This window comes from Trinickia camelliae (assembly GCF_053525655.1).
This window is the reverse complement of record NZ_JBCHAA010000011.1, coordinates 1-22,931: the sequence shown is the minus strand read 5'-3', so window position 1 is coordinate 22,931 and position 22,931 is coordinate 1. Positions and strand designations below refer to the sequence as shown.

Below are 22,931 nucleotides of genomic sequence, written 5' to 3'. Positions count from 1 at the left end.
TACATAGCATTCGCGCGTGGATCGTCTGTTTCTGAATTCGGTGACCCGAAGCCCGTTCGTCGGATCCGCGGCGAGCCAGTGCTCGACCGTCTCGCGCAAAGCGTTTTTCGCGCTATTCATGGCTGCTCCTTCGTCCGATTGGATGCCACGGCCCTGCATACGCACTTCTAACTTTGGACTAGCAGTACGCCGCGTTGCGATAAAGGAGCGGCCGGGCGTCCTCGTTCAGCAATACTTCCGTGACCGTACCGATGAATATCGTGTGTGTACCGAAGGGCAGCGCGGCGGCCTTGGTGCAGAAAATGCTGACCGGGGCGTCCTGTAGGTAGTCGATACCCTCGGATGTTCTGCTCCAGTTGCCGACCTGGAAGCGTTCGTGCGAACTGGCCTTGCCGCTGAACGCATCCGAAACAGGCGCATGCTCGTGGCGCAGGACGTTCACGCAGAAGCGTCTTGCGGAATGAAGAATGTCGTGCAAATAGGTCGACTGATTCACGCAGATGAGCAGCGACGGCGGATCCATCGACAAGGAACTCACCGCGGTCATCGTCATGCCATGACGCCGATCCTCACCCGAAGTGGTCACGATGGTCACTGTCGATGCGATGCGTCGCATCGCGGCGCGGAACACTTCGCTGATCGGTGCGCTGACCTCTGGCTGCATGAGCGAGGTGGCATTCATAGCGTCTCCTTCGTTGGCATGGGAGCGGGACGTTCCCCGGTGAATTCACTATAGTTTCATATGCAACTGTTGTCAATGGAAATGATGGTGGTGGAACTTTTGTTGGTAGAATCCACTGACGACTTCGAGGGAAACGATCCGTGTACAAATTGACCGACTCTTTTCCGTACCTCCTCAATCGCGTTGGGGTACGTATGGGTGAGCTTTTTTCACGAAGAATTGCTGAGTACGGCGTCACGTTGCCGATGTACCGGATCATGGCCGCGCTATGGGAAATTCCTGATCAGAGACTCAACGATCTGGCAGACATGACGACGGTGGAGCTATCCACGCTATCCCGTCTGATCGGGACCATGGGGAAGATGAAACTGGTGTCCCGCAGCAGGCTCGAAAACAACGCGCGAACCGTGGCGATCAGGCTTACGCGAGAGGGCGAGAAATTGGTCGCGGAACTCATGCCCATTGCGCAGCATTTCGAAGATGTCGCCGTGAGCCGACTGTCGTCGGCAAACGTCAAGATGCTGAAGAAGACGCTCGCGGACGTCTACACGAGCCTCGATAGCATTGAAGAGGAGATTGCTGCGCGTGACGAGGTCGAGGAAGGCCGCTAGACGGGCCGCTCGGCGGCTGCAGATCAGAACTTCTGCTGCAGGCCGACCATGACGCCCAGCTGGTTCATGCCGGTTCCGACAGTGCCGCCGGCCGCGACGGCGTTGTTGGCCAACGCGCTGTTGAACATGTACCCGACCGACGTATACACCATCGTGCGCTTCGACAGCAGGTAATTCGCGCGCGCGACCAGCAGCGTAGAACTTGCGTCATTCTTGCCCGCCGGCCCGCGCTGCAGGTATCTCACGCCCTGCCCGTCAAGGGAAAACGCCGGCGTGACGTAGTACGTCGCCCCCGCGAAGAGAATATCGGTCTGCAGATGAACGGCGGCCGCCACGTTGTTTCGGATCCAGCCGAAACCTACTTTGGTCGGACCGAACATCACATAGCCGTCGACGATGTTATGGGTATCGGTGTAGGCACTGTTATTGAGCGGCGCCGAAGCACCGGCGCCACCGCGCATGACGTCGTAGGATGCGGCCACTCCGAAGTTCGCCGAGTCATAGGCAAGGAGCGCCGTGTATTGGCGGCACGCAACGATGTTGCCCGGCACCTGTCCCGCGCAGTTGGTGGCCGACGGGCCCGCCGGACCCGCAGCGTCACGGCCGAAGCTGTAGGTTCCTCCAACGGAGACGCCATGGAATTTGCCGAGGTAGCCGACTGCGTTGTCGCTGCGTGAGTTCGGCAGATAAGCATCGAAGACGCTCAGCGAATGAATCGACGGGCCGATCACATCGGCGTTCGTCAGCGCGTACATCGTCATGTTCATCTGACGGCCGAGCGTGAGTGCACCGTAGTTGTCGTTGCTGATGCCCACGTTGGCTTGACGGCCGAAGAGGCGCCCGCCGTAGTTCAGCCCGCCGGTGCCCGGCTGAAAGCCGTTTTCGAGCACGAAGAACGCTTTGTAGCCTGCGCCCAGGTCCTCGACACCCTTCAATCCCCAGCGCGACGGCACTTCACCGGTCAGAATAGGCATCCCGACCGTCGATCCGCCGCTGGCGGTAGCGTGGTCGTAGTAGGACACGCCGGTATCGACGATGCCATAAAGCGTGACGCCGCTTTGGCCGTACGCGAACCCTGTCGCCGCGGCAAGCACGGCCGCGCTCCATCTTGTCTTCATGACGATTTTGTCTCCACTTCGTTTGGCGCAGTGCCTATACGAAAAGTAGTACTAAATTATTTAGACCTAGAACAGGGCGCATAAACCGGCCCCGATGGCAATTTACGTGGCGACCTGCGCGGTCGCCGTGCGCCGATTCATGGCGCTCGCCCGCCTGTGGTCCGTCCGTCACGTCTGAAGTCGAGATCACGCGGGTGCCTCCGTTCTCACATTCGATTTGTGTGCTCTATAAAATTGTATATGGAAAAGTTGCAAACGCAAGTTAATTGAATCACAGTCGACGACATACGACAAGCGCGGCCAGACACGAGTCCGCTAGTGACAAACCCTGGTGCCGGACGGCTGCTTCGATTGATTCGCGATAGGAGGCAAGACTGATCTCGAAGCGCAGCGTCAACGCTGGCCTGAGTGCGCCAGGGTCGTCTGCAGCGCGTACGCAAGACCCGTGCGAATGGTGAGGAGACTAACCGCCGGGATAGGTGTTTACGCGAGCCGTGGTCACCTGACACACATTTCCATCTACAATACTTGCTAATGCAAGTGTGTAATGAGTGAAGGATCTTCAGAGCGACATAGGAGCGAAGCAATGTCTTATCGGGTTGTTCTCAAGCCTAGTGGTCAAGCGTTTGAAGTCCAGGAAGGTATGACGATTCTTTCGGCTGGTCTGGCTGCTGGCAGGTTCTTGCCCTACAGCTGTCGCACGGGCGTTTGCAATACGTGCAAGGCGCGCGTGCTCGAAGGAACGGTGGACCACGGCGCGGTGCTGAAGACGTATCTCAACGACGACACACGGGCGGAAGGTTACGCACTAATCTGCTGTGCGCGGCCCCGCAGCGACCTGGTCGTGGAGATCGACGAGCTCGAGGGTATGGCGGCGATCGATCCGAAGGTCTATCCATGCCGGGTTGCACGGATGGAACGTCCAGCGCCCGATGTGATGATCGTCACTCTGCGCATGCCGATGAATGAAAACATGACATTTATGGCAGGGCAGTACATCGAAATGATGCTGCCGGACGGCGATCGACGCAGCTACTCGATCGCGACAGCGCCGAGTGTCGAAGGGTTGCCCCATATCCAACTGCACATACGTCACGCGCCGGGGGGGAAGTTCACCGATCGCGTCTTTTCCTCTCTGAAGGAGCGCGAGGTCTTGCGTTTCGAAGGGCCGTTCGGCACCTTCTTTCTTCGGGAGGATTCGGACAAGCCCATCATCATGCTGGCAAGCGGAACGGGCTTTGGTCCAATCAAGTCGATCGTCGAATACGCGCTCAAGAAGGGCATCAAGCGCGACATTCACATCTTCTGGGGAGGTCGCCGCCGACAGGATCTCTATTTGATGGAACTGGCCGAGTCATGGTCGAGAGCGCATGACCACATCAGCTTTCATCCCGTCCTTTCGGAACCGACCGAGGCCTGCGGCTGGAGCGGACATGTTGGCTTTGTCCATCGCGCGGCCATGGCGCATTTCCCCGACATGTCGAATCACGAGGTTTATGCATGTGGCGTGCCGGTGATGGTGGACAGTGCCCGACGCGAGTTTTCACAGCAGTGCGGCCTTCCACCTTCTGCGTTTTATGCGGATTCCTTCCTGACCGCCGTGGAAAAGAGCGGCAGAGGCGCGATGACCAACCCATTGGAGGATATTAAGCAATGATTCCAGAACCCGCTTCCGTTGAGACGAATAACGACAATTCGGCCGTCAAGCCCTACGTGCTTTCGCATGGGACCCTGGAGTGCTACGACCTCGAGCGGTCACGCCGATTCTACGAAGAGTTTCTCGGACTTCAGTGCGTGCGTCACGCCAAGCCAGCGCTGGCTATCCGATGCGGTCTGCGCTTTCACATCGTGTGTGTAGAGACACCCGAAGTTCATCCCAACAACGTGCTCAATCATTGGGGGCTCGATGTCACCAGCAAGGAGGCGGTGGACAACGCGCATAAGCAAGCGCTGGCCCTCAGGGATCGTTACGGGATCAGGCAGGTGCTCGACATCGTCGAGCAGCATGGCGTGTACTCGTTTTATATGGAGGACCTCGACCACAACTGGTGGGAAGTCCAGTATTACGAAGGTTTTCAGCACGACGATTACTTCGACTTCGGTGACCGGTTCTGATCGCCACACGTCTGTGCCGTTTCTAAGGTTCGTGCGTTTGATTTGGAGTCCGATGTGACTAATCCGTTTTCGCTGGTGACGTTTGCTTCCGAAGAAGGCCGTCCGCAAGCCGGGCTGGTGGTGCGAGAAACGGTCTATCCGGCGGGGGGTGCTATCTCGACGGTCCTGGACGTTTCCGCTGACCGATATGGCAGCGTTCTCGCCATTCTTGAGGAGTGGCCGTCCGCCATCGATGCACTCGCGGCAGCCGCCGCGAAGCTCGATTCAGATTGCCGCCGTGAAGCTTTACCGGGTGTGCCGTTGGAGGAGGCGCGGTTATTCGCGCCGGTTTTGTATCCATCCGCCATTTACGGATCCGGCGCTAATTACACGGATCACATGGAGGAGATGGCCGCGGTGTTGAATGCCACTATCGAGAATCCGAAGGCACAAGGGCAGTTGCCGTGGCATTTCGTCAAGACGCCGCGCAGCGTCTTAGTGGGCCACGGTGCCGTCATCCAGATTCCGGCCTATTCAACAATGGTGGACTGGGAAATAGAGCTTGCCGCTGTGATCGGAAAGATCACTCGAAATGTTTCGGTCGAGGACGCAATTGGCTGCGTAGCCGCTTACACGATCGCGAACGATTTGTCGGCTCGCGACCACGTGCGACGGAACAATGTGAAGCCGGATTCGCCGTTTGCATATGACTGGGTTTCACAGAAGTGCTTCGACGGTTCGTGTCCAATGGGACCGTTTCTGGTTCCGGCGTGCCTCGTGAAAGATCCGCTCAACCTCTCCCTGAGGTTGTGGATCAATGGCGTTCTGAAACAGGATTCGAGTACGAGCCGGATGATCTTCAATGTCGCCGAGCAGGTGGCCTATTTGAGCTCGCGGACAACGTTATATCCGGGTGATGTCGTTCTCACCGGGACCCCGGCCGGCGTAGGTATGGCTAGGCAGGAATTTCTCAAGTCGGGTGATGTGATGACGCTCGAGATCGAGGGTCTCGGGCGTCTTGCGAATGTCATCGCATAAGCGTGTGAGGAACAGGAATCGTGAATATAGGAGTCAAGTAGCATGGAAAATAGTGGAGGCGGTCAAGCTGATAGCGGCGAGCGATTGACGAGCACGGTAACGCCGGAGAATGTTCGCGCCGTGCTCGGGAAGATGCTCAACCTGAAATTGATTGTCATGTTGCGAGAACCTGCCGCGAAGCCCATGCGCGATGTGGATTTGAGCGAACACTTGAGTTGGATGATAGCGAAAGAAAAGGAGGGGAAGGTCTTCGCGTCAGGTCCTTTCGTCAGTTCGAACGCAGCGTTGGGTTCGACGGGCGGAATGACAATATTGCGAGTTCGCGATCTGGAGCAGGCGCGCGAGGTAGCTGAGTCGGATCCGTTGGTTGAAAGCGGCATTGTTCGTTATCAGCTGCGCGAATGGTTGCTGATGGAGGGCGGTGTGACCGTCAAGCTGTCTTTCTCGGACGGAGCAGGTTCTCTTCTATAAACACGATCGGGAAGGTCATGCGCGAACTGGCGCACTCGCCAAGCATGCCGTAGGCGATCGATGTCGTCGTACTCAAATCCTTTAACAGAGCAAAGAGAAATGAGCTCGTTAGCGAATACACAGAAGTCCATGGTCGGAATTGTCGGCCTGGGCGCGATTGGCGGTGCGATCGCTAAGCATCTTTTGGATCGGCGAATCGTGGTTAGTGCCTTCAGTCGAGGTTCCATGGAGGCGTTCATCCGCGAGGGGGGAACAGGCTGCCCTGACGCGGAAGCTTTGGCCCGCTCCTCTCCAGTACTGCTGCTGGCGTTACCCGACGGTGAGTCGCTGGCATCCCTCTTCCAGGACGAACGCTTTCTCAGTGTGCTCGGGGCCGATCACGTGATCGCGAGCCTGGGCACCTATCCACTGCGGAAAAAAGAGCAGGTTCGACGTGTTGCCGCTGAGCGTGGGGCGACAATGCTCGATTGTGAGGTGAGTGGAACGCCGCAGATGCTTGCGGCCCGGAAAGCGAGCGTGTTCGCGTCGGGTGACGAGGCGGCGTTTCAAAAAATCAGATTCGTTCTCGACGCATGCGCAGAGCAAGTCGCATTTCTGGGCGAGTTTGGCGCGGCGACCGCAATGAAGCTATTGGCCCAACAGCTTGTCGCCATCCATACAGCGGCTGCCGCCGAAACCATCGCATTGGGGAAGCGCTATGGCCTCGACGCCGAAATGATTGTTCGGGTGCTTTCCGCATCCGCGGCAGGATCGGCGATGCTATCCGTGCGAGGATCGAACATGGCTAGGGAGGACTTCGCTTCTCGTGGGGGAACTGTGGCTTCCTTTTCGAAGTCCCTGCAACTGGTGCGTCAACTTGCGGCCGACACCCATGCGGCAACGCCGTTGCTTGAGATCGCCGATGTTTGCTACAAGCAGGCCATAGAGCTAGGGTGTGGCGAGGCAGACATTAGCTCAGTGCTTCGTGTATTTTCCGGGTGTGCGGACAGCAATGGGAAAGGCAGGTGAAGGCCGCGCGGCCGCGTGAGACGCCCCGATGGATGACAAATGGCGTGCTTTCGCGAAGCAGAGCATCATGTGCATCGTTGCAATGCGGATGTGCTAAGACGGGCGGGGCGAAGCAACTGATAATTTCTCACCATGCGGAAGTTCTTGGCTGGCGGTCCGGCGAGTGTCTGCTACGCACACCGTACCCGTCGTTGGTCGATGATCGTGCCAGCGGCGGCTCTGGCCGACAACCCGCCTGACGGTATTGATCGGAAAGCGCCTGCGCCTTGATATAGGACCGGCATTCGCGTGGATTGCGGAGGCGCCGGCCGGACTTGAGATTCCTGCGAGTCGCTCTGCGTCTGAACCCACGCTGACGAGCGTCCGGCGAAACCCTCGCTCACTTCACATACGGTCAAACAAAAAAGGTAGGGCCCGGCTGCGCAACGTCATGACGGTCGTTCGCTTGAGGCGAGTTGCCGTACTCAACGGCTAGCGAGGCGAACACGGCGCGTGGCTGGATCCACGTACCCGTGTGTCGGGCATTTTTACATCGACGCATCGTTACCAGACTACGACCGTGCCGCGACCGAGAAAACGTGGGCACGAGTGCAGGCCTTCCTTGGAAGCATCCGATGACATTAATACATCTGGAATGCCAGAGATGGTCCGGCCTGTGCCTCCCGCATACCTTTCCGCAACTAGGTACTAGCTGAGCCGGCGGGACGTAGCGTTACTCGGGAGCGGATGAAGTTGAAGAAACGCGGCAGTCGCGCCGCGGGCACGAGCCGCGAGTTCGCGTGAGTTCGGCTGCTTGGCCACGCCGAGCAGCAGGCTGACCATCAAGTTACCCCACAGCAGCCCGCCGAACAGTTCGGCAAGTTCGGCGGGACGGCCTTCGAGAAGTCCGGACGTCTGAGCCCGGCCCATGATTTGACGCAAGGCGGCGCGACTCGTCTCGCGCCCTATGGAGTCGAGCGCTTGCGCCACCTCGGGCGCGTGGACGGCCTCGGCGATCGCCAGTCGGAATACCGCTATGACCGTTGGATCGGTTATCTCGCGGACGAGCTGCGTGCCGAGGGACGTCAGTACTTGCGCGAGGGTCTCGCGATCGTGGGGCACGGGCAAGTCAGCGGGTACCTGCAATCGCGTGGCGCGCGCGCTGATGCATGCGATCAGTAGTTCCTTCTTGTTGCCCACCAGCGCGTACAGCTCTCGTTTCGAAACGCGCGCGCGCGTGGCGATCTCAAGCGTGCTGGTTGCCGCGTAGCCACTCTTCATGAACGCCGCGAACGCTGCATCGAGGATGCGCGCGCGCACCTCATCTTCGTCGCCGCCTTCTTGACGTTCCTTTTCAAGCGATACCGTGGGCATTATCGTCTTCCTTGACTTTCGGTACCACAGAGTACCATACTGGAGCAACGTTACGGTACTTATCGGTACCGTCACTTCAGGAGGTTATCGTGCTCAAGCCAAGGATCCTCGTAACCGGCGCAACCGGAAAGACAGGCAGCGTCGTCGTTGCCGAACTGCTGAAGGCCGGCTATCCCGTGCGCGCTATGGTGCATCGAGACGACGGCCGCAGCGCGCAGCTAAAAGCGCAGGGGGCCGAGATAGCGGTCGCCGACATGAGTGATGTCGAGCGCGTCGCCGACGCGCTGAAGGACGTTCAGCGCGCCTACTATTGCCCCCCTTTTGATCCTCACATGATTCAGGGCGCGGTCGCCTTCGCGGCCGTTGCTAGGGAATCGCGGCTCGAACACATTGTTAGTCTGACCCAATGGCTGTCGAGTCCTTCGCATCCCGCCCTCATGACCCGCCAACTCTGGCTCGTCGATCGGCTGTTCTCGATGACGCCTGGAGTCGCGCATACGATCGTGAGGCCGGGTTTCTTCGCTGACGCCTACCTCGAATTGACTGGGTTTGCTGCGCACCTTGGAGTTTTTCCTTGGATCTTTGGCGATAGCCGTAACGCGCCACCGTCCAACGAGGACATCGCGCGGGTCGGCGTCGCGGCCCTGATGGATCCCGCGCGGCACGCCGGGAAGCGCTACCGCCCCACTGGGCCGGAACTCCTTGGTGCGAGGGACATGGCCAAGGCGATCGGCCGGGCCGTCGGGCGATCCGTCAGGGCCGTACCGATACCGACTTGGCTATTCATGAAGGCCGCCCGGATGGGGGGCTTGCCGATCGACGTGATCAGCGGCATCCGCTACTACGTTGACGATCACAAACGCGGGGCTTTTGAGTTGGGCGCACCGACTTCCGACGTGCTCGATGTGACCGGTCAGCCCGCCGAGGACTTCGAGACAATCGCGCGTCGCTACGCGGCACTTCCACGCAACCGGCGAACGTTCGGCAATTGGCTTCGCCAGTTCACGCAGTTCGTGATCGCCCCGCTCAGCCCCGGCTTCGATCTCGACCGCTACGACCGTGAGCTGCGCCGACCATTCCCGTCAGAACCGCAGTTTGCGTCTGAGTCCAAGGTCTGGCTGAACGAGCATGTCATGGCTCACGCGGAGCGAGACGCCGTGATCGCAGAGCTACGCACGCTGCGCGCTTAGGTTCTCACAGTCGATCGCGGGAATTTGAACCAAAGGAGAGAGTCATGCAGCCGCAACTCTGTTTTTTCGTTAGCATCGCATTCAGTTTCAGCGCGTGGGGAATCGTCGCGAAGCGATACATCTGGCCAAAACTCCGCCTCTTGCAACGTGACGAAGCGCTGCGGCCTCTTCTCATGCTGCACAGCTTCCGGTTTGTTGGGTTGGCTTTCCTCGTCCCAGGTGTCGTGTCGCCCGAACTGCCATCTGCCTTCGCGCATTCCGCTGCCTACGGGGACTTGGTTGCGGCGACACTCGCGTTGCTCTCGCTGGTGTCGCTGCCACGCGGGGCCGGCATTGTTATCGCATGGATCTTCAACTGTTGGGGCTTGGCGGATCTCTTGAACGCGTTCTATCAGGGCAATCATGCAGGGCTAGTGGCGGGGCAGTTGGGCGCTACTTACTTCATTCCGACTCTCGTTGTACCGCTACTGATAATCACTCATGGATTCGTATTCCGGATTCTTCTGCAAGACCAAAACCAGTCCTCAATGCGGAGAAGCCGGCATCCCGGAGAAGAGCTAACAAGTGGAGGGCACGCAGCGCTACATTCACAGCCCGGGTACAGCGACGCCGAACGTTTGCAACAGCAGGACCGCATTGAGAGCCAGAATCACGACAGTGCCAAGAATGGCTGCGCAGGCCACCCATCCACGATTCGCAAACGGACCCATCACGTCGCGGCGTGAGGTCAGAATAACCAGGGCGATCATCGGCACGGGTAACGCGAAGCTCAGCACGACCTGACTGTAAATCAAAGCGTCGGTCGCGTTGACGCCGAGCGCGACGACCAAGAAGGCCGGCGCCATGGTGGCAAGCCGGCGAATCCCGACCGGGATACGCATTCCAGTGAAACCCTGCATGATCATCTGCCCTGCCATCGTTCCGACCACTGAGCTGGATACGCCGGATGCCAGTAATGAAATGAGAAAGACGCAGGCCGCAGCGGAGCCGAGTAACGGCGTCAGGCTGTGATACGCCGTTTCTATTTCGGCCACTTCGGGGTGGCCCGCGTGAAATGCGCTCGAGGCCATGATGACCATCGCCATGTTAACGAGCCCCGCCACGGTGAGGGCAATCAGAACCTCGACATTCGAAAAACGCACCAGCTTGAAGCGTTCCGTGTGGTTGCGTGCTCGGGTACGGTGTTGCGTCAGACCTGAATGCAGATAGATCGCGTGCGGCATGACCGTTGCGCCCAAAATTCCGACTGCGACAGACAAGGCGCCGGGGCCGCTGAGTTGCGGTACGAATGTTCCCGTCATCGCAGCGGGCCAATCGACATGAACGATTAGAAGTTCGATCACGTAAGACAACGCGACGGCCGCGACAAGTCCGCCAATGATCAACTCGAGGGGGCGGTAGCCCTGCTTCTGTCCAGTGAGAATGGCATACGTCACGATACCTGTGACGATCATGCCGGGTAGCAACGGTATGTGGAAGAGAAGAGATAAACCGATTGCGCCGCCGAGAAACTCGGCAAGATCTGTCGCCATTGCCGCGATCTCGCTCACGCCCCACATTCCGTAGACAACCGCAACCGGAAAATGCTCGCGGCTGAGCTCGGCGAGGTTACGGTTCGTGACGATGCCGAGCTTGGCAGAAAGAGCCTGGAACAGCATCGCAATGATGTTCGCGGCGAGCACCACCCAGAGCAGTGAATAGCCGTACTTTGCCCCAGCCTGAATGTTGGTCGCGAAATTGCCCGGATCCATGTACGCAATGGAGGCGACGACGGCGGGGCCGGCGAACAGCAGCTTCGAACTCCAGTTCTTGTTGCGCCCGGCCAGTACTTCGACGATTCCTCGCGAGGTGCGCTCGGTCAATCCCAATTGTGCTTCAGCGGTGCTCATCTCGATCCTCTAGCTCAAATCGGGCAGTCAGGTGGATGCCGATGCGCCAACGTTGGACGTGGATCAATGATGCCGGGAGTCCGCAAGAAACAACAATTGAACATTCCAATAGTCGCGATAAGGTTTTGGCACAAGCATCACCTATCCGAAATAGCCGATCCGCTCCCCTTAGAGGAACGGCGAAATGTTCGCCATCGCGCGGGTCACGTAGGTTTCCTTCTCTCCCACCGGGGCGACATAATGAATCGCGCTGCGTGCCGCCTCGAGGCCTTCCAGACGCGCGATGAACCACGCCGCCAGATACTGCGATGACAGGCACCCGCCTGCAGTCGCGACGTTTCGTCTGGCCACGAACGGCTGGTTGAGCACAGCCGTGCCGGCCTCCTCGACCCACGGCCTGGTGGTCAGGTCGGTGCAGGCCGGAACGCCGTCCAGCAGGCCCAGCTTGGCGAGTATCAGCGTGCCCGAGCATTGCGCGCCCAACAACTGGCGCGTCGGGTCGAGCTTAAGCTGCGACATCAACCCGGCATCGGCGACGACGTCCCGGGTCCGTATCCCGCTGCCGACCAGCACCGCATCGGCGTCGCAGGCGTCCTTAAGCGACGCTTGCGCCTCCAGCGCCACCCCGTTCATCGAACGCACCTTGGACGCCGGACTTGCAATCGAAACCCGCCAGCCGGGCTTCTTGACCCGGCTGAGGATGCTAAGGGCGATCAGCGAGTCGAGTTCGTTGAAGCCTTCGAAGGTCAGGATGGCGATGTGCATGGCGTCCTCGCTAAGGGGAAGAGGTTGTGTCGCGCCATAGTAGGACCCAAAATCAATACACTCAAATAATTGTCATGGAAACAACCGACTATGCCCAAGCTCCGCTACAAGCAATTGGTCGACAAGCTCGCGGCAGATATCCGTGAGGGTCGGCTGCGTCCCGGAACGCGGCTGCCTACCCACCGCGAACTTGCCGCGCGAGAAGGGCTGGCACTGGTGACGGCCACGCGTGTCTACGCGGAACTGCACGCCATGGGACTGGTGAGCGGCGAGACCGGCCGCGGTACGTTCGTGAAGGAGGCGCTTCCTCGCGGGCAGGGTATCGACCTGCCGGCCTGGAGCGCCGACACGGTAGACCTGAGCTTCAACAATCCGTCCCTGCCAGGGCAGGCGGATCTACTGAGGGCGGCGCTGCGCCAGCTTGCAGGCGCTGGCGACCTGGAAGCGTTGCTTCGCTACCATCCCCACGGCGGCCGGGAACACGAGCGGGCGATCGTGGCGCGCCATCTGGCCAGTCGCGGTCTGACGGCTTCGGCCGACACCACGGTGCTTGTGAGCGGTGCGCAGCACGGACTGACCGTCGCGGCCATGGCCTTGCTGGAGCCGGGCGACGTGGTGGCAGTGGACGCCCTGACCTATCCAGGGTTCAAGCTCACCGCTGAAGCCAGCCGGCTTGAACTTGTGGCGATTCCAGCCGCCGGGCGCGGTCCCGATCTCAATGTGTTGGCCGGTTTTTGCAGGCGACGGCGAGTGCGCGCCGTCTACACGATGCCGACGCTGCACAACCCGCTAGGGTGGGTGATGGGTGCGCAAAGACGGCGGGAGCTTGTGGGCATCGCTCGAAAGCACGGACTGATCCTGATCGAAGACGGGGCCTACGCGTTCCTGGAGGAAGGTGCGCCCCCGCCGTTGGCTGCACTGGCGCCCGAACTGACGGTTTATGTGTCGGGCTTGTCGAAGAGTGTCGCTACGGGGCTTCGGGTGGGGCTCGTTCACGCCCCTCAGGAGTGGATGGCCAGGCTGGAACGCGCCATTCGTGCGACGACGTGGAACACCCCGGCCACCATGACGGCGATCGCTTGCGGCTGGATCGAGGACGGTACCGTAGCCAGGCTGGAAGCCGAAAAGCGCCGTGATGCCAAACTGCGGCAGGACGTCGTGAGCGAGGTATTAGGCCATCTGAAGCCAGTTCGCCATTCCGCGTCGTACTTCGTGTGGCTTCCGATGCCAGAGGAGGTGCGCGCCGATGCCATTGCCAAGGCGTTGATGCGCGAGCGTATATCGGTGTCGACAGCGCATCCGTTCGCCGCGTCGAAGCAGGTGCCGCACGCCATACGCCTTGCACTTGGCTCGGTTGACCTGGATACGCTCAGGCAATCGCTGCAAGCCGTGTTTAGGGCCGTGGCGGATCGGGCGTACTGAACGTGTGCACCGACGTTACCTGCGGCCGGATCGCCTATGCACGAACTGCCATATCAGGATTGCTCCGCCGATACAGTACAGGGTTGTCGCGAAGCGTATCCATGACAATTATTTGAATGTGCTGGCTTCCGGCTCTACGATGTCGTCGTGCACTCGTTGGCCGCAAAGTCACGGATTCCAATTGACGTCAGCCGGTGCTACCGGGTCGGTTCTAACTCAACCCAACATGAAGGAGAACAAATGAAATCGTCGGAAACTTCGCTCAAGGCTTTGGTGAAGGAATCGTCATGGATGACTTTCTGATTGCCTTTGGCGCGCTTTGGTTTGTGGTCTGTGTGTGCGTCTGCCTCCTGTACCGCATCAGGGGAAACGATGCGGAGGCGGACGTATCGACCACGTCTCCTCCATGGACCGGCAAGGAGGCATTCACTTCAGCGGGCCATGTATCCGCTGTTTCGGCTTGCTATTCGCACAGTTCACGGAGGAATGCGCGGCGCCGATCACAGCGTTGTGCAGCGAGGTTGCAGGGGCGGATTGTTCGTTCTTCGCGCACTTAAGGTCGCACGAAACACGCGTCGACGACTTTCGTCGCCGTTGGACTGCGACGCCGATGGAGGGCGAGCCTATGTCAATTTTCTGACAGGGATCGGACGCTCGCTACGCACGATTTCAACGTCCGTTCGACCCCGAAGTTGTTATCGATCCTGGATTCAGTGCGCCGTTACCTGCCGACCTGATGCACGCCGAAGCTGCACCGCTGCCTGCCAGCGGGCAGCAAACCGCCAGCCTGTTCCAGGGCTGGCGTTACTCATCCCCACGGATCAGGGTTGGCGTTTGCCGCGGCCACCAGCGGGTTTGCCAGCCGGCTTACGTGAACCCGCAGCTGGCTTGCTGGCGGGTTTGCTGCGTGGCTTTTGCACGCTGAATGGGTTGCCGCTGGACAAGCTTGTGCCTTTACCCGCGGCCGCAGCCCGCTGCGCCGCAGGCTTGCGTTTGTTTTCGCCGCTTTGCGGGCGCGGTTTGTTGCTGAGCACTTGCATGGCACCCGGCGCAGCTTGCGGTACTTTGGGTTTCTTAGGCTTTTTGGGTTTCTTGATGATCTGGCCCGTCGCGCTGGTTTGCGGCACGCGGTGCTCGGCTTCAAAACCCGGCTCTTCTTCACGGGGCAGCGTTTGCCGGATCAGCGCTTCAATCGCGGCCAGTTGCGGCGCCTCATCGGCACACACGAGGGACACCGCCACGCCGCTGGCGCCCGCGCGGCCGGTACGGCCAATACGGTGCACATAGTCTTGCGCCACGATCGGCAGATCAACGTTGATCACCAGCGGCAAGTCGTCGATATCCAGCCCGCGCGCCGCCACATCGGTGGCTACCAGCATATGTACTTCGCCCGTCTTGAAGCGCTCCAGCGCACGCAGGCGCGCGGGTTGCGGTTTGTCGCCGTGGATGGTGTCGACCGCATAGCCCGCTTCATCCAGCATGGCCGCCAGGTAATCCACGCCATTGCGGGTTTTGACGAACACCAGCGCGTGCTTCCAGTTGTTCTCAGCCACAAGGTGCATGAAGAGGTCAGGCTTGTTCCTTTTATCCACCGGCACCACCCACTGCTTGATCTTGCTGGCCGTGGCATTGGGCGGGCTGACGCTGATATTGATCGGGCCGCGCAGAATGCTCGCCGCCATGGCGCGGATATCGTCGGTAAACGTGGCAGAAAACAGCAGGGTCTGGCGCTGAACAGGCAAGGCAGCAAAAACGGCGTTGAGTTCGCGCGCAAAGCCCAGATCCAGCATGCGGTCGGCTTCATCCAGCACCAGCGTTTGTACTTGATCAAACTGCACTGCGTTTTGGCGATTGAGATCTAGCAAACGGCCCGGCGTGGCAACGAGCACATCCACGCCTTTGCGCAACTTCATCATCTGCGGGTTGATACTCACACCGCCGTAGGCGGCCAGAAATCGTAAGTCGAGGCCTTTACCGTATTCGATAAAGCTTTGCAGCACTTGTTCAGCCAGTTCACGCGTGGGCACCAGCACCAGAACACGCGCGCGGTTGCTGGACACCGCCGGGCCGTGTTGCACCAGCCGTTGCAACAGCGGCAGCGCAAAACCCGCCGTTTTTCCAGTGCCGGTCTGCGCCGCAGCCATGACGTCCTTGCCACTGAGCACAGCAGGAATCGCCTTGGCCTGCACCGGCGTAGGTGTCTGGTAATTGAGGTTCTGCAGATTACGCAGCAACGAATCGATCAGGCCAAGCGAGGCAAAAGACATGGCGTATTCCGGGCTAAAACCGCAATTCTAGCGGTTGCCGCGCTGAACACTGATAAGACTCCATGGTGGCCACAGCGTTGGTGGATGGCCAGCGCATTGTCCGCATCCATGTGTAGCGCAACCCTGGCAAGCTGGCGCGCATCGCGGCGGCATGCGCCAACGGTTGAGCGCCGGTCTTTGCGGCGGGCACGTGCGGTTCATATCGTCGATTGATGCAGCACATACAACATCGTGAGCCCGTTCGCACGACTTCCGCAACACGCTGTGCTCGCCTACGATGAATTCGTGCGGCTCGTTGCCGCTATCGGCACCCGCGAGGCTCGGGTGCTCACTCATCGTTGCTGGGAGAAATCATGACACTGCGTATCAACTACATAAAGGAATCGCCGGAACTTTTCAAAAAATTCCTCGAACTTACCAATCTGCTGAAGGACAGCGCCATCGAAGAATCGATCCGTGACCTCGTGTCGCTCCGCGCGTCGCAGATCAACGGTTGTGCATTCTGCGTCGACATGCACGTGAAGGAAGCACGCATCCATGGCGAGCGGGAACTGCGCCTCCATCACGTCGCGATTTGGCGCGAGTCGACGCTCTTCGCGCCGCGCGAACGCGCCGCGCTCGCCTGGACGGAAGCGCTCACGACGCTGCCCGAGCACGGCGTGCCCGACGATATCTACGAACACGTGCGTACCCAGTTCTCCGAGAAGGAATTGTCGGACCTGACGTTCGAAGTGATGGTCATCAACGGATGGAACCGCGCGAGCATCGCGTTCAAGGCCGTGCCGGGTTCGTCGGACAAGGCATACGGTCTCGACAAAGCAAACCTGGCCTGAACGATATTCACACAAATTTGCATGGGACCGGAGTAAGCGCTGAAGCGCTTACTCCGGTCGACATCGAGTGACGAAACATCAAACGACGATGCATTGACTGATGCATCTCGATGCAACACGGTGGGTCCCTCGGCGTCTCCATCGCGCTTCGGCAGTTCCCCCGGGAACGTCCGTCATGCCAGTACGTAGTTATAGGCATCGAACGCGATGCGCCTTACGGGCCTCGCCGACATGAGCTTCGCACCGCCAGTTCGATCACGCAAATGGACGAAGTGACTTGGCAAAACGCGGAAGGCGACCGCAGCCGCGCAATCGCTCGACGATCAGGTGACGAGCGATTTTATCTACCAACGGAGCATGCAATATGAAGCTTGAACCTCTCCTGACTCCCGACGACACGAACCGTCGAAACCTGATACTAGGCGGCGTCGCAGCGACGATCGCGTCTGTCGTACCGACTGCCGCGATGGCCGAGACTGGCCGCGCGTCGACGTCTGCTGCCGTGCCAGGCCCTGCGGGAAATCAATCGGTGGGCAGGATCACCACCAAAGATGGCGTCGAGATCTATTACAAGGACTGGGGCCCGACGAGCGGTCCGGTCGTCACACTTAGCCATGGGTGGCCGCTTAGCTCGGACAGTTGGGACAATCAGGCTTTCTTCCTTGCGTCGAATGGCTTCCGGGTGGTCGCCCATGATCGGCGCGGGCATGGCAGATCCAGCCAGCCCTGGGATGGCAACGACATGGATCACTACGCGGACGACTTGGCTGCGGTAATCGATACGTTGAACCTGAGGAATGTGACAACGATCGGCTTCTCGACCGGAGGCGGCGAAGTTGCCCGGTATGTTGGCCGCCACGGCACCGCGCGCGTAGCAAGGATCGGCCTGATCTCAGCGGTACCTCCATTAATGGTCAAGACCGCCGCCAACCCCGGTGGGGTGCCTATTGAGGTTTTTGACGGAATCCGCGCAGGAATGATTGCAGATCGCTCGCAACTGTTCCGGGATATCGCAAGCGGCCCCTTTTATGGCTTCAACCGCCCCGGCGCAAAGGCTTCTCAAGGGATGATCGAATCGTGGTGGATGCAGGGAATGATGGGCGGCTTCAAGAATACCTACGAATCGATTCGCGCGTTCTCGGAAACGGACTTCGCTGCGGACTTGAAGAAGTTCAACAAGCCGACGCTGATCGTGCATGGCGACGACGATCAGGTGGTGCCGGTCGACGTTGGCGGACGCGCGTCGAAGAAACTGGTGCCGCACGCCATTCTGAAGATCTACGAGGGTGCGCCGCACGGCCTGGCTGAGACACACAAGGATCAACTCAACCAGGATCTCTTGGCCTTCCTGCGTAGCTGACCAAAGTCAACGAGGGAGCCGGTCTGCCCGGTTCCCGCCGTCTGCCGTTCCTGCCAACCATGCTTGAAGAAAGCATCAATGTCCACACAGCATCAGAGCGCGAAAGCAGCGACAAGGCATACAGAGACGGCAACCACGCTCACATGCAGAAACGGAGAATCGAACGGTGCACCATCTAAGCATTGCCGTCATTGTGTTTGCATGCGTGTTTGGTAGCGCCCTGCTCGGATTGTATCTGCGCTCTCTGTTGCCAGAGCGCCATCTCAGCGATGAATCGGTCAGCGTTATCAAACTGACGATCGGATTGATTGCCACGATGGCCGCTTTAGTGCTTGGACTGTTGATCTCGTCGGCGAAAAGTTCGTTCGATACCGCGAACGCCGCGGTCGTACGCGACGCCACCGAAATCATTCTGCTCGATCGCACACTTTCCCAGTATGGGCCTGAGACGCAGGAAATCCGTGCCTTGCTGAAGCAGTCCGTCGTCAGGGGAATCCAGAAGGCCAGTTCTGGCGACTCGGAACAACTGGCAAGCCTGCGTAGTCCCGACGAGCTTAGACAGGGGGAAACCATTCAACGCAGGCTGGCGGAACTCTCGCCGCACAGCGAAGCACAGCGTCAGCTACAGGCGCGTGCCATCCAGATCGCCGGCGAAGGGCTGGCGATGCGAGAGCTTGCGCTGTTGCAAGCGGTAGGCTCAACTCCCATGCCGCTACTGATAACGCTTGTGTTGTGGCTGTGCATCATCTTCGGCTCGTTTGGTCTGTTCACGTCCCCCAACACGACTGTTGCCACGACGTTTTTTCTGGGTGCGGTATCCACTTCCATCGCAATATTTCTGATTCTGGAAATGAACACGCCGCTCGGCGGGACTATCGCTGTCTCGCTTGCGCCGTTGCGCGAGGCGCTCACCATGCTTGGCCAGTAGCCACGGAATCCCCGACTCAACCGGCGTCCACGCCCATCGATACGGGAACGGCAGGAAAGCGACTTAAAGCTGCCTCACCGGCGGAGTCACCTGAACGTCAACTTTGGCCGAATTGCTCTCTCCGAGAAGCCGGCCTGGATGACCGGTCCACTTTGCGGTTGCCCCCTGATAGTGCGACCGGGGGCGGCACGTTGGTCTAGTCCCTTCGATTCGCGTAGGAGAAGGTGTTTACGCAAGGAGCGAAGCGATCGGATCCATGAGGCGAGTAGGCGCTACCAACGGCTAGGGAGGCAGTAAGGGTGCGGAACTGGAACTGGGGTTGGGCCCGCACAATGGAAGACAATTGGTTAAGTAGCGCGAAACTTGGAAGTTAATTGGTTAAGCGTACCCCAATTTGAACTAGTTCCAATGGGGCCCTTGAGGCAGGATACGGAAGCCAATTGGTTAATTTTCCGGAAGCCAATCGAGTTCCTCCACAGCTGTGGTGGCAACCAGAAGACTTCCGTTTGGAAGCCTTTTGGTGAACCGTATTCGGGACAAACTACATATTGCTACATTCCAATTAGCGCTCGCTGCACCCCGTTGACGACATCCCGAGTATGGGCCGTAGCCATATTTTGCATCCTCGATGCGATGTAAGCCGGAACCGCGGATTTTTCCGCGATGGGTGTAATGCCGCACTGATGCGGGTTGTCATCAAATATCTGCTTTACGACACGGCGGCGGCAACCAGAATCCACGCCGACGCCGACGCCGACGCCGACGCCGACGCCGGCGCCGCATACGCTCGTCCCAGGCACTGAAGAGATAAATTGCACAAGGCTTTAGTGGATGCTGTCGGCGTGCAGCAGCTCAAACAGCTCGTGGTTATCACGATAATCCACGTGAACACCGACGATTACCGGTCCGGGCGTTTTGAAAGCCTGCTTGAGGACGGAAGCGATCTCGTCCGGTTTGTTAATCATCAGCCCCTTCGCTCCGAAGGCTTCTGCGTATCGGAGGTAGTCGACCGGACCAAAATCGGTTCCCGAGGGCCTTCCGTACTTAAGCTTCTCCTGCGTTGCTACCATGTCGTAGGACCCATCGATCCAAACCATGTGCACGATGTTTGTCTTGAGCCGGACGGCCGTCTCCAATTCCATCGAAGAGTAGAGAAATCCACCATCGCCGGAAATGGAAAGCACTTTCTCGTGGGGCCTGACAATCGAGGCAGCAATCGCCCAGGGAAGGGCCACCCCCAACGTTTGTTGGCCGTTCGTAACGAGGACCTGTCGTGGCCTAAAGCTATATAAGTGGCGTGCGATCCAGAGATGGAACGAGCCCATGTCCAGACATACGGTGATGTCGTCTCTGACAAACTGCTGCAACTCGTGAACGAGCCGCAGAGGGTGGATCGGTGTGCCATTGCGGGCAGCCGAATCCTTGGCGAGCCGGAGGTGTTCTGCCTGGATCAACTGGAGAATCCCCGAGGAAATTGCCGATTTTCTGGAACGATCGATCAGGGATGTCAACGCCTGCAGAGTCTGCGCAATGTCGCCCGTCAACTCGACATAGGGGTAGTAATTGTTGTCGAGATCCGCAGGAAGCACATCGACATGAACGATCTTGCGCTGGCTTCCCCCATTCCACAAGTCAGGCCCATATTCCACCGGATCGTAGCCGATGGTAATAACCAGATCGGCGGAATCAAGCAATCGATCGGCTGGCTGGTTGGCGAGTTGACCGACCCTGCCGCCGAAATTGCTGGACAGCATCGCTCCAACAGCACCCGCCGCCTGAAAGGTTCCGACCGTAGGAAGATTGCCTTTGCCGATGAATTCCTGCAAAGCTGCGGCATGTGTCGGCTTGCTCGCCAACATACCCAGCAAAACGACGGGCGTTGACGCCGCGTTGATCAGCCTTGCTGCTTCCTTGATTGCAGAGTTGTCGGCCAAACCCAAGCCCGCAAATGCGGGAGGGGGTAGGGGCGTATGTGGGCATGCATCGGCCATTACATCTTTGGGTAAGTTAACGTAAGCCGCGCCAGGACGACCAGCCTCGGCAACCCTGAAGGCGTTGGCCATAACTTCGTTGACCTGCTCGGGCGCGCCGACTGTTGCGCTGAACTTCGTCACTGGTTTCAGTATTGACACCGCGTCCATGGTCTGGTGAATTTGTTTGAGCGCCTCACCGGTGGCCACCGCACCACCAAGGGCAACTACAGGATCCCCTTCGGAGTTCGCTGTCGCCAGGCCTGTGACAAGGTTGGAAACGCCTGGACCAGACGTTGCAATGGCAACACCGGCTTTCCCTGTCATACGCCCTATGCCACCGGCGATAAAGGCCGCGTTCTGTTCATGCCGACAGACTACGGTCTCGATTCTGGAGTCGACCAGTGCGTTAAAAACCGTATCGATCTTTGCACCCGGCACTCCGAACACGTGGGTAACGCCGTGTGCTTCCAGGGTTCTCACGACCAGTTCGGCGCCAATTTGCTGTGTATCTTTAAGTTTGTCGTTCATCGTATCAACTCCTTAGTGGGCTTGTTCGGCGTAGGCGAGCTCTTCGGCACTGTTCTTGCTGAGATCGGCTTTGAGGAAGGCTTCTGATTCGGGCAATGCCAAATGGAAATTTGTGAGGGCTTCGACTCGAAGACGCAGTGGCCCTGCGCAGACATCCAGCAGATGCCCGCCGTGCTGACGATCCTTGGAGAGAAAATGAAAGTGATAACCTGCGACGCTGAACGCACTTGAAAAACCGGGCGACCAAAGGCCAATGAGCGTTCCCTCGATTGAATGGAAATTGAATTCGCTCTGGTCTTTTGCCGCATCGACCAGGCGAGTGCCTGGTTGAGGAGGATTGACGGCGCGGGTGCGCACGCACTGAAAATTCCCGTCGAGGCGAATTGCATAGAAGATGTTGCCCGACTTGCGATAGCGATCGCAACAAGCCTCCAGTTCCTTGAAGCTGACGACGGGAACAGATGTCTCATCGATTTGCGGCGTAAAGCGAGTTACCACGGCGAAAGGTGCACCAGCGTCCATGCCGGCCTCAAAAACGCGACCATTGCCCTGCACCTGGTATGCACGTCCATCCAGTACAACCATTTCCCCGTCCAGGTGAGCAAACGTGCCCAGTCCAAAATCCCCGTGTTCGAGAATCGATTCGACGCTTGTCTCCCGGTCGAACACCCCTGCCACCAGAGCTCCGGATGTTGAAACCTGGAACAACGTGTGCACGGGTACGCACAGATACTGCGATAACGCGGCCGTGATGACCGAAGAGTAAGTTCTCTTCGTTCTGGAGAGTTCATCATCCAGCGCCCTCTTGAGCGACTGCGGAATAGTGACGGGCAACGTGCTCATTGAATTCTCCATTCAGTAGACAAGAGTGTTTCCTCACTGCGGCGCCGCTGCACAAAAATTGACCGGCTTGCTTCTCCGTCAATCGTGGCTCAACGACAAGGCAACGAAATGTTGAGGCACACCGTGCGTACCGGTTAGGCCTACATGTCGATTGGTATAGATGGCTTAGTGTCAACCTGACGTTGATGGTAGTCGTCGTGTTCCACGACGGCTATTACATAAAGCTGGAATCAGTTCGCTCTTGCGTTCGACCGGGGATGATTGTCATCAGCTACCGGGCGATGCGCTTATGGCGATGCAGGTTCTTCACCGCAAGAACGCGCCGCCGTGACCGGTTGTCTAATTTTACATAGCATAACTAATATTCAACTCGAAATCAGCGCGGGATGGGCGGTGGACCCGTAGTCGGTGATCGAGAGACCCCATGCGGCTCATCGCGATCGTGTCAACGGCCAGCGTGTTGTTCAACAGCTTCGAACGCCAATGGCTTCGCAAGGTTGATCTGAATCGCCCCGGCCCCAGTAGACACCTGCAAGCCTCAAACTAGAGGTTAGACAG

The 22,931-nt window shown here is 58.8% G+C and carries 19 protein-coding genes and 1 pseudogene; 12 read left to right on the top strand and 8 right to left on the bottom strand.

The annotated features are described in order from the left end of the window. Positions 1-178 precede the first annotated feature (178 nt). A complete protein-coding gene (locus AAHK20_RS18725) occupies positions 179-682 on the bottom strand; it encodes a flavin reductase family protein (RefSeq protein WP_449183004.1) in 504 nt (167 codons plus the stop codon). A gap of 140 nt (positions 683-822) precedes the next feature. Here AAHK20_RS18725 and AAHK20_RS18720 point away from each other — a divergent pair, with 140 nt between their 5' ends. Next, the gene (locus AAHK20_RS18720; RefSeq protein WP_449183003.1) at positions 823-1,293 is read left to right on the top strand and encodes a MarR family winged helix-turn-helix transcriptional regulator; all 471 of its coding nucleotides are present in this window, start codon (positions 823-825) and stop codon (positions 1,291-1,293) included. Positions 1,294-1,316: 23 nt separating this feature from the next. Here AAHK20_RS18720 and AAHK20_RS18715 read toward each other — a convergent pair whose 3' ends face one another. Then, positions 1,317-2,411: a porin gene (locus AAHK20_RS18715; RefSeq protein ID WP_449183002.1), complete on the bottom strand. Its 1,095-nt coding sequence runs from the start codon at positions 2,409-2,411 to the stop codon at positions 1,317-1,319. 586 nt (positions 2,412-2,997) lie between these two features. On the opposite strand from AAHK20_RS18715, the gene AAHK20_RS18710 reads away from it, so the two are divergent. From AAHK20_RS18710 to AAHK20_RS18690, 5 genes are all read left to right on the top strand, one after another. After that, complete coding sequence (locus AAHK20_RS18710; protein WP_449183001.1) at positions 2,998-4,068, top strand: CDP-6-deoxy-delta-3,4-glucoseen reductase; 1,071 nt, start codon at positions 2,998-3,000, stop codon at positions 4,066-4,068. Continuing rightward, positions 4,065-4,526, top strand: a complete 462-nt coding sequence (locus tag AAHK20_RS18705) for a VOC family protein (RefSeq protein WP_449183000.1) — start codon at positions 4,065-4,067, stop codon at positions 4,524-4,526. Before AAHK20_RS18710 ends, AAHK20_RS18705 begins: the two co-directional genes overlap by 4 nt. 54 nt (positions 4,527-4,580) lie before the next feature. Further along, the gene (locus AAHK20_RS18700) at positions 4,581-5,543 is read left to right on the top strand and encodes a fumarylacetoacetate hydrolase family protein (protein ID WP_449182999.1); all 963 of its coding nucleotides are present in this window, start codon (positions 4,581-4,583) and stop codon (positions 5,541-5,543) included. Between the two features lie 42 nt (positions 5,544-5,585). Next, positions 5,586-6,014: a YciI family protein gene (locus AAHK20_RS18695; protein ID WP_449182998.1), complete on the top strand. Its 429-nt coding sequence runs from the start codon at positions 5,586-5,588 to the stop codon at positions 6,012-6,014. 99 nt (positions 6,015-6,113) lie between these two features. Then, a complete protein-coding gene (locus AAHK20_RS18690; protein ID WP_449182997.1) occupies positions 6,114-7,022 on the top strand; it encodes an NAD(P)-dependent oxidoreductase in 909 nt (302 codons plus the stop codon). A gap of 687 nt (positions 7,023-7,709) precedes the next feature. Here AAHK20_RS18690 and AAHK20_RS18685 read toward each other — a convergent pair. Beyond that, positions 7,710-8,375 (bottom strand): TetR/AcrR family transcriptional regulator, encoded by a 666-nt coding sequence (locus AAHK20_RS18685; protein ID WP_449182996.1) that lies wholly within the window; start codon positions 8,373-8,375, stop codon positions 7,710-7,712. An 89-nt stretch (positions 8,376-8,464) separates the two neighbouring features. Here AAHK20_RS18685 and AAHK20_RS18680 point away from each other — a divergent pair, with 89 nt between their 5' ends. Both AAHK20_RS18680 and AAHK20_RS33500 read left to right on the top strand, forming a co-directional pair. Continuing rightward, positions 8,465-9,565: an NmrA family NAD(P)-binding protein gene (locus tag AAHK20_RS18680; RefSeq protein ID WP_449182995.1), complete on the top strand. Its 1,101-nt coding sequence runs from the start codon at positions 8,465-8,467 to the stop codon at positions 9,563-9,565. 44 nt (positions 9,566-9,609) lie between these two features. After that, positions 9,610-10,059, top strand: a pseudogene (locus AAHK20_RS33500) (DUF8737 domain-containing protein); the annotation flags it as partial. Between the two features lie 93 nt (positions 10,060-10,152). On the opposite strand, the gene AAHK20_RS18675 reads toward AAHK20_RS33500, so the two are convergent. Next, positions 10,153-11,454 (bottom strand): Nramp family divalent metal transporter, encoded by a 1,302-nt coding sequence (locus AAHK20_RS18675; protein ID WP_449182994.1) that lies wholly within the window; start codon positions 11,452-11,454, stop codon positions 10,153-10,155. A 168-nt stretch (positions 11,455-11,622) separates the two neighbouring features. Next, on the bottom strand, positions 11,623-12,219 hold the full coding sequence (locus AAHK20_RS18670) for a DJ-1/PfpI family protein (protein WP_449182993.1): 597 nt from the start codon (positions 12,217-12,219) through the stop codon (positions 11,623-11,625). A gap of 90 nt (positions 12,220-12,309) precedes the next feature. Here AAHK20_RS18670 and AAHK20_RS18665 point away from each other — a divergent pair, with 90 nt between their 5' ends. Then, on the top strand, positions 12,310-13,641 hold the full coding sequence (locus tag AAHK20_RS18665) for an aminotransferase-like domain-containing protein (RefSeq protein WP_449182992.1): 1,332 nt from the start codon (positions 12,310-12,312) through the stop codon (positions 13,639-13,641). Positions 13,642-14,462: 821 nt separating this feature from the next. Here AAHK20_RS18665 and AAHK20_RS18660 read toward each other — a convergent pair. Next, on the bottom strand, positions 14,463-15,908 hold the full coding sequence (locus AAHK20_RS18660) for a DEAD/DEAH box helicase (protein ID WP_449182991.1): 1,446 nt from the start codon (positions 15,906-15,908) through the stop codon (positions 14,463-14,465). Between the two features lie 353 nt (positions 15,909-16,261). Here AAHK20_RS18660 and AAHK20_RS18655 point away from each other — a divergent pair, with 353 nt between their 5' ends. From AAHK20_RS18655 to AAHK20_RS18645, 3 genes are all read left to right on the top strand, one after another. Next, positions 16,262-16,741, top strand: coding sequence for a carboxymuconolactone decarboxylase family protein (locus tag AAHK20_RS18655; RefSeq protein ID WP_449182990.1), 480 nt, complete (start codon positions 16,262-16,264; stop codon positions 16,739-16,741). A 364-nt stretch (positions 16,742-17,105) separates the two neighbouring features. After that, positions 17,106-18,101, top strand: coding sequence for an alpha/beta fold hydrolase (locus AAHK20_RS18650; protein WP_449182989.1), 996 nt, complete (start codon positions 17,106-17,108; stop codon positions 18,099-18,101). 166 nt (positions 18,102-18,267) lie between these two features. Then, complete coding sequence (locus AAHK20_RS18645) at positions 18,268-19,029, top strand: bestrophin-like domain (RefSeq protein WP_449182988.1); 762 nt, start codon at positions 18,268-18,270, stop codon at positions 19,027-19,029. Between the two features lie 824 nt (positions 19,030-19,853). On the opposite strand, the gene alsS is transcribed toward AAHK20_RS18645, so the two are convergent. Both alsS and budA read right to left on the bottom strand, forming a co-directional pair. Further along, positions 19,854-21,530 (bottom strand): acetolactate synthase AlsS, encoded by a 1,677-nt coding sequence (gene alsS / locus AAHK20_RS18640; RefSeq protein WP_449182987.1) that lies wholly within the window; start codon positions 21,528-21,530, stop codon positions 19,854-19,856. Between the two features lie 12 nt (positions 21,531-21,542). After that, positions 21,543-22,373, bottom strand: a complete 831-nt coding sequence (budA, locus tag AAHK20_RS18635; protein ID WP_449182986.1) for an acetolactate decarboxylase — start codon at positions 22,371-22,373, stop codon at positions 21,543-21,545. Positions 22,374-22,931: the final 558 nt, after the last annotated feature.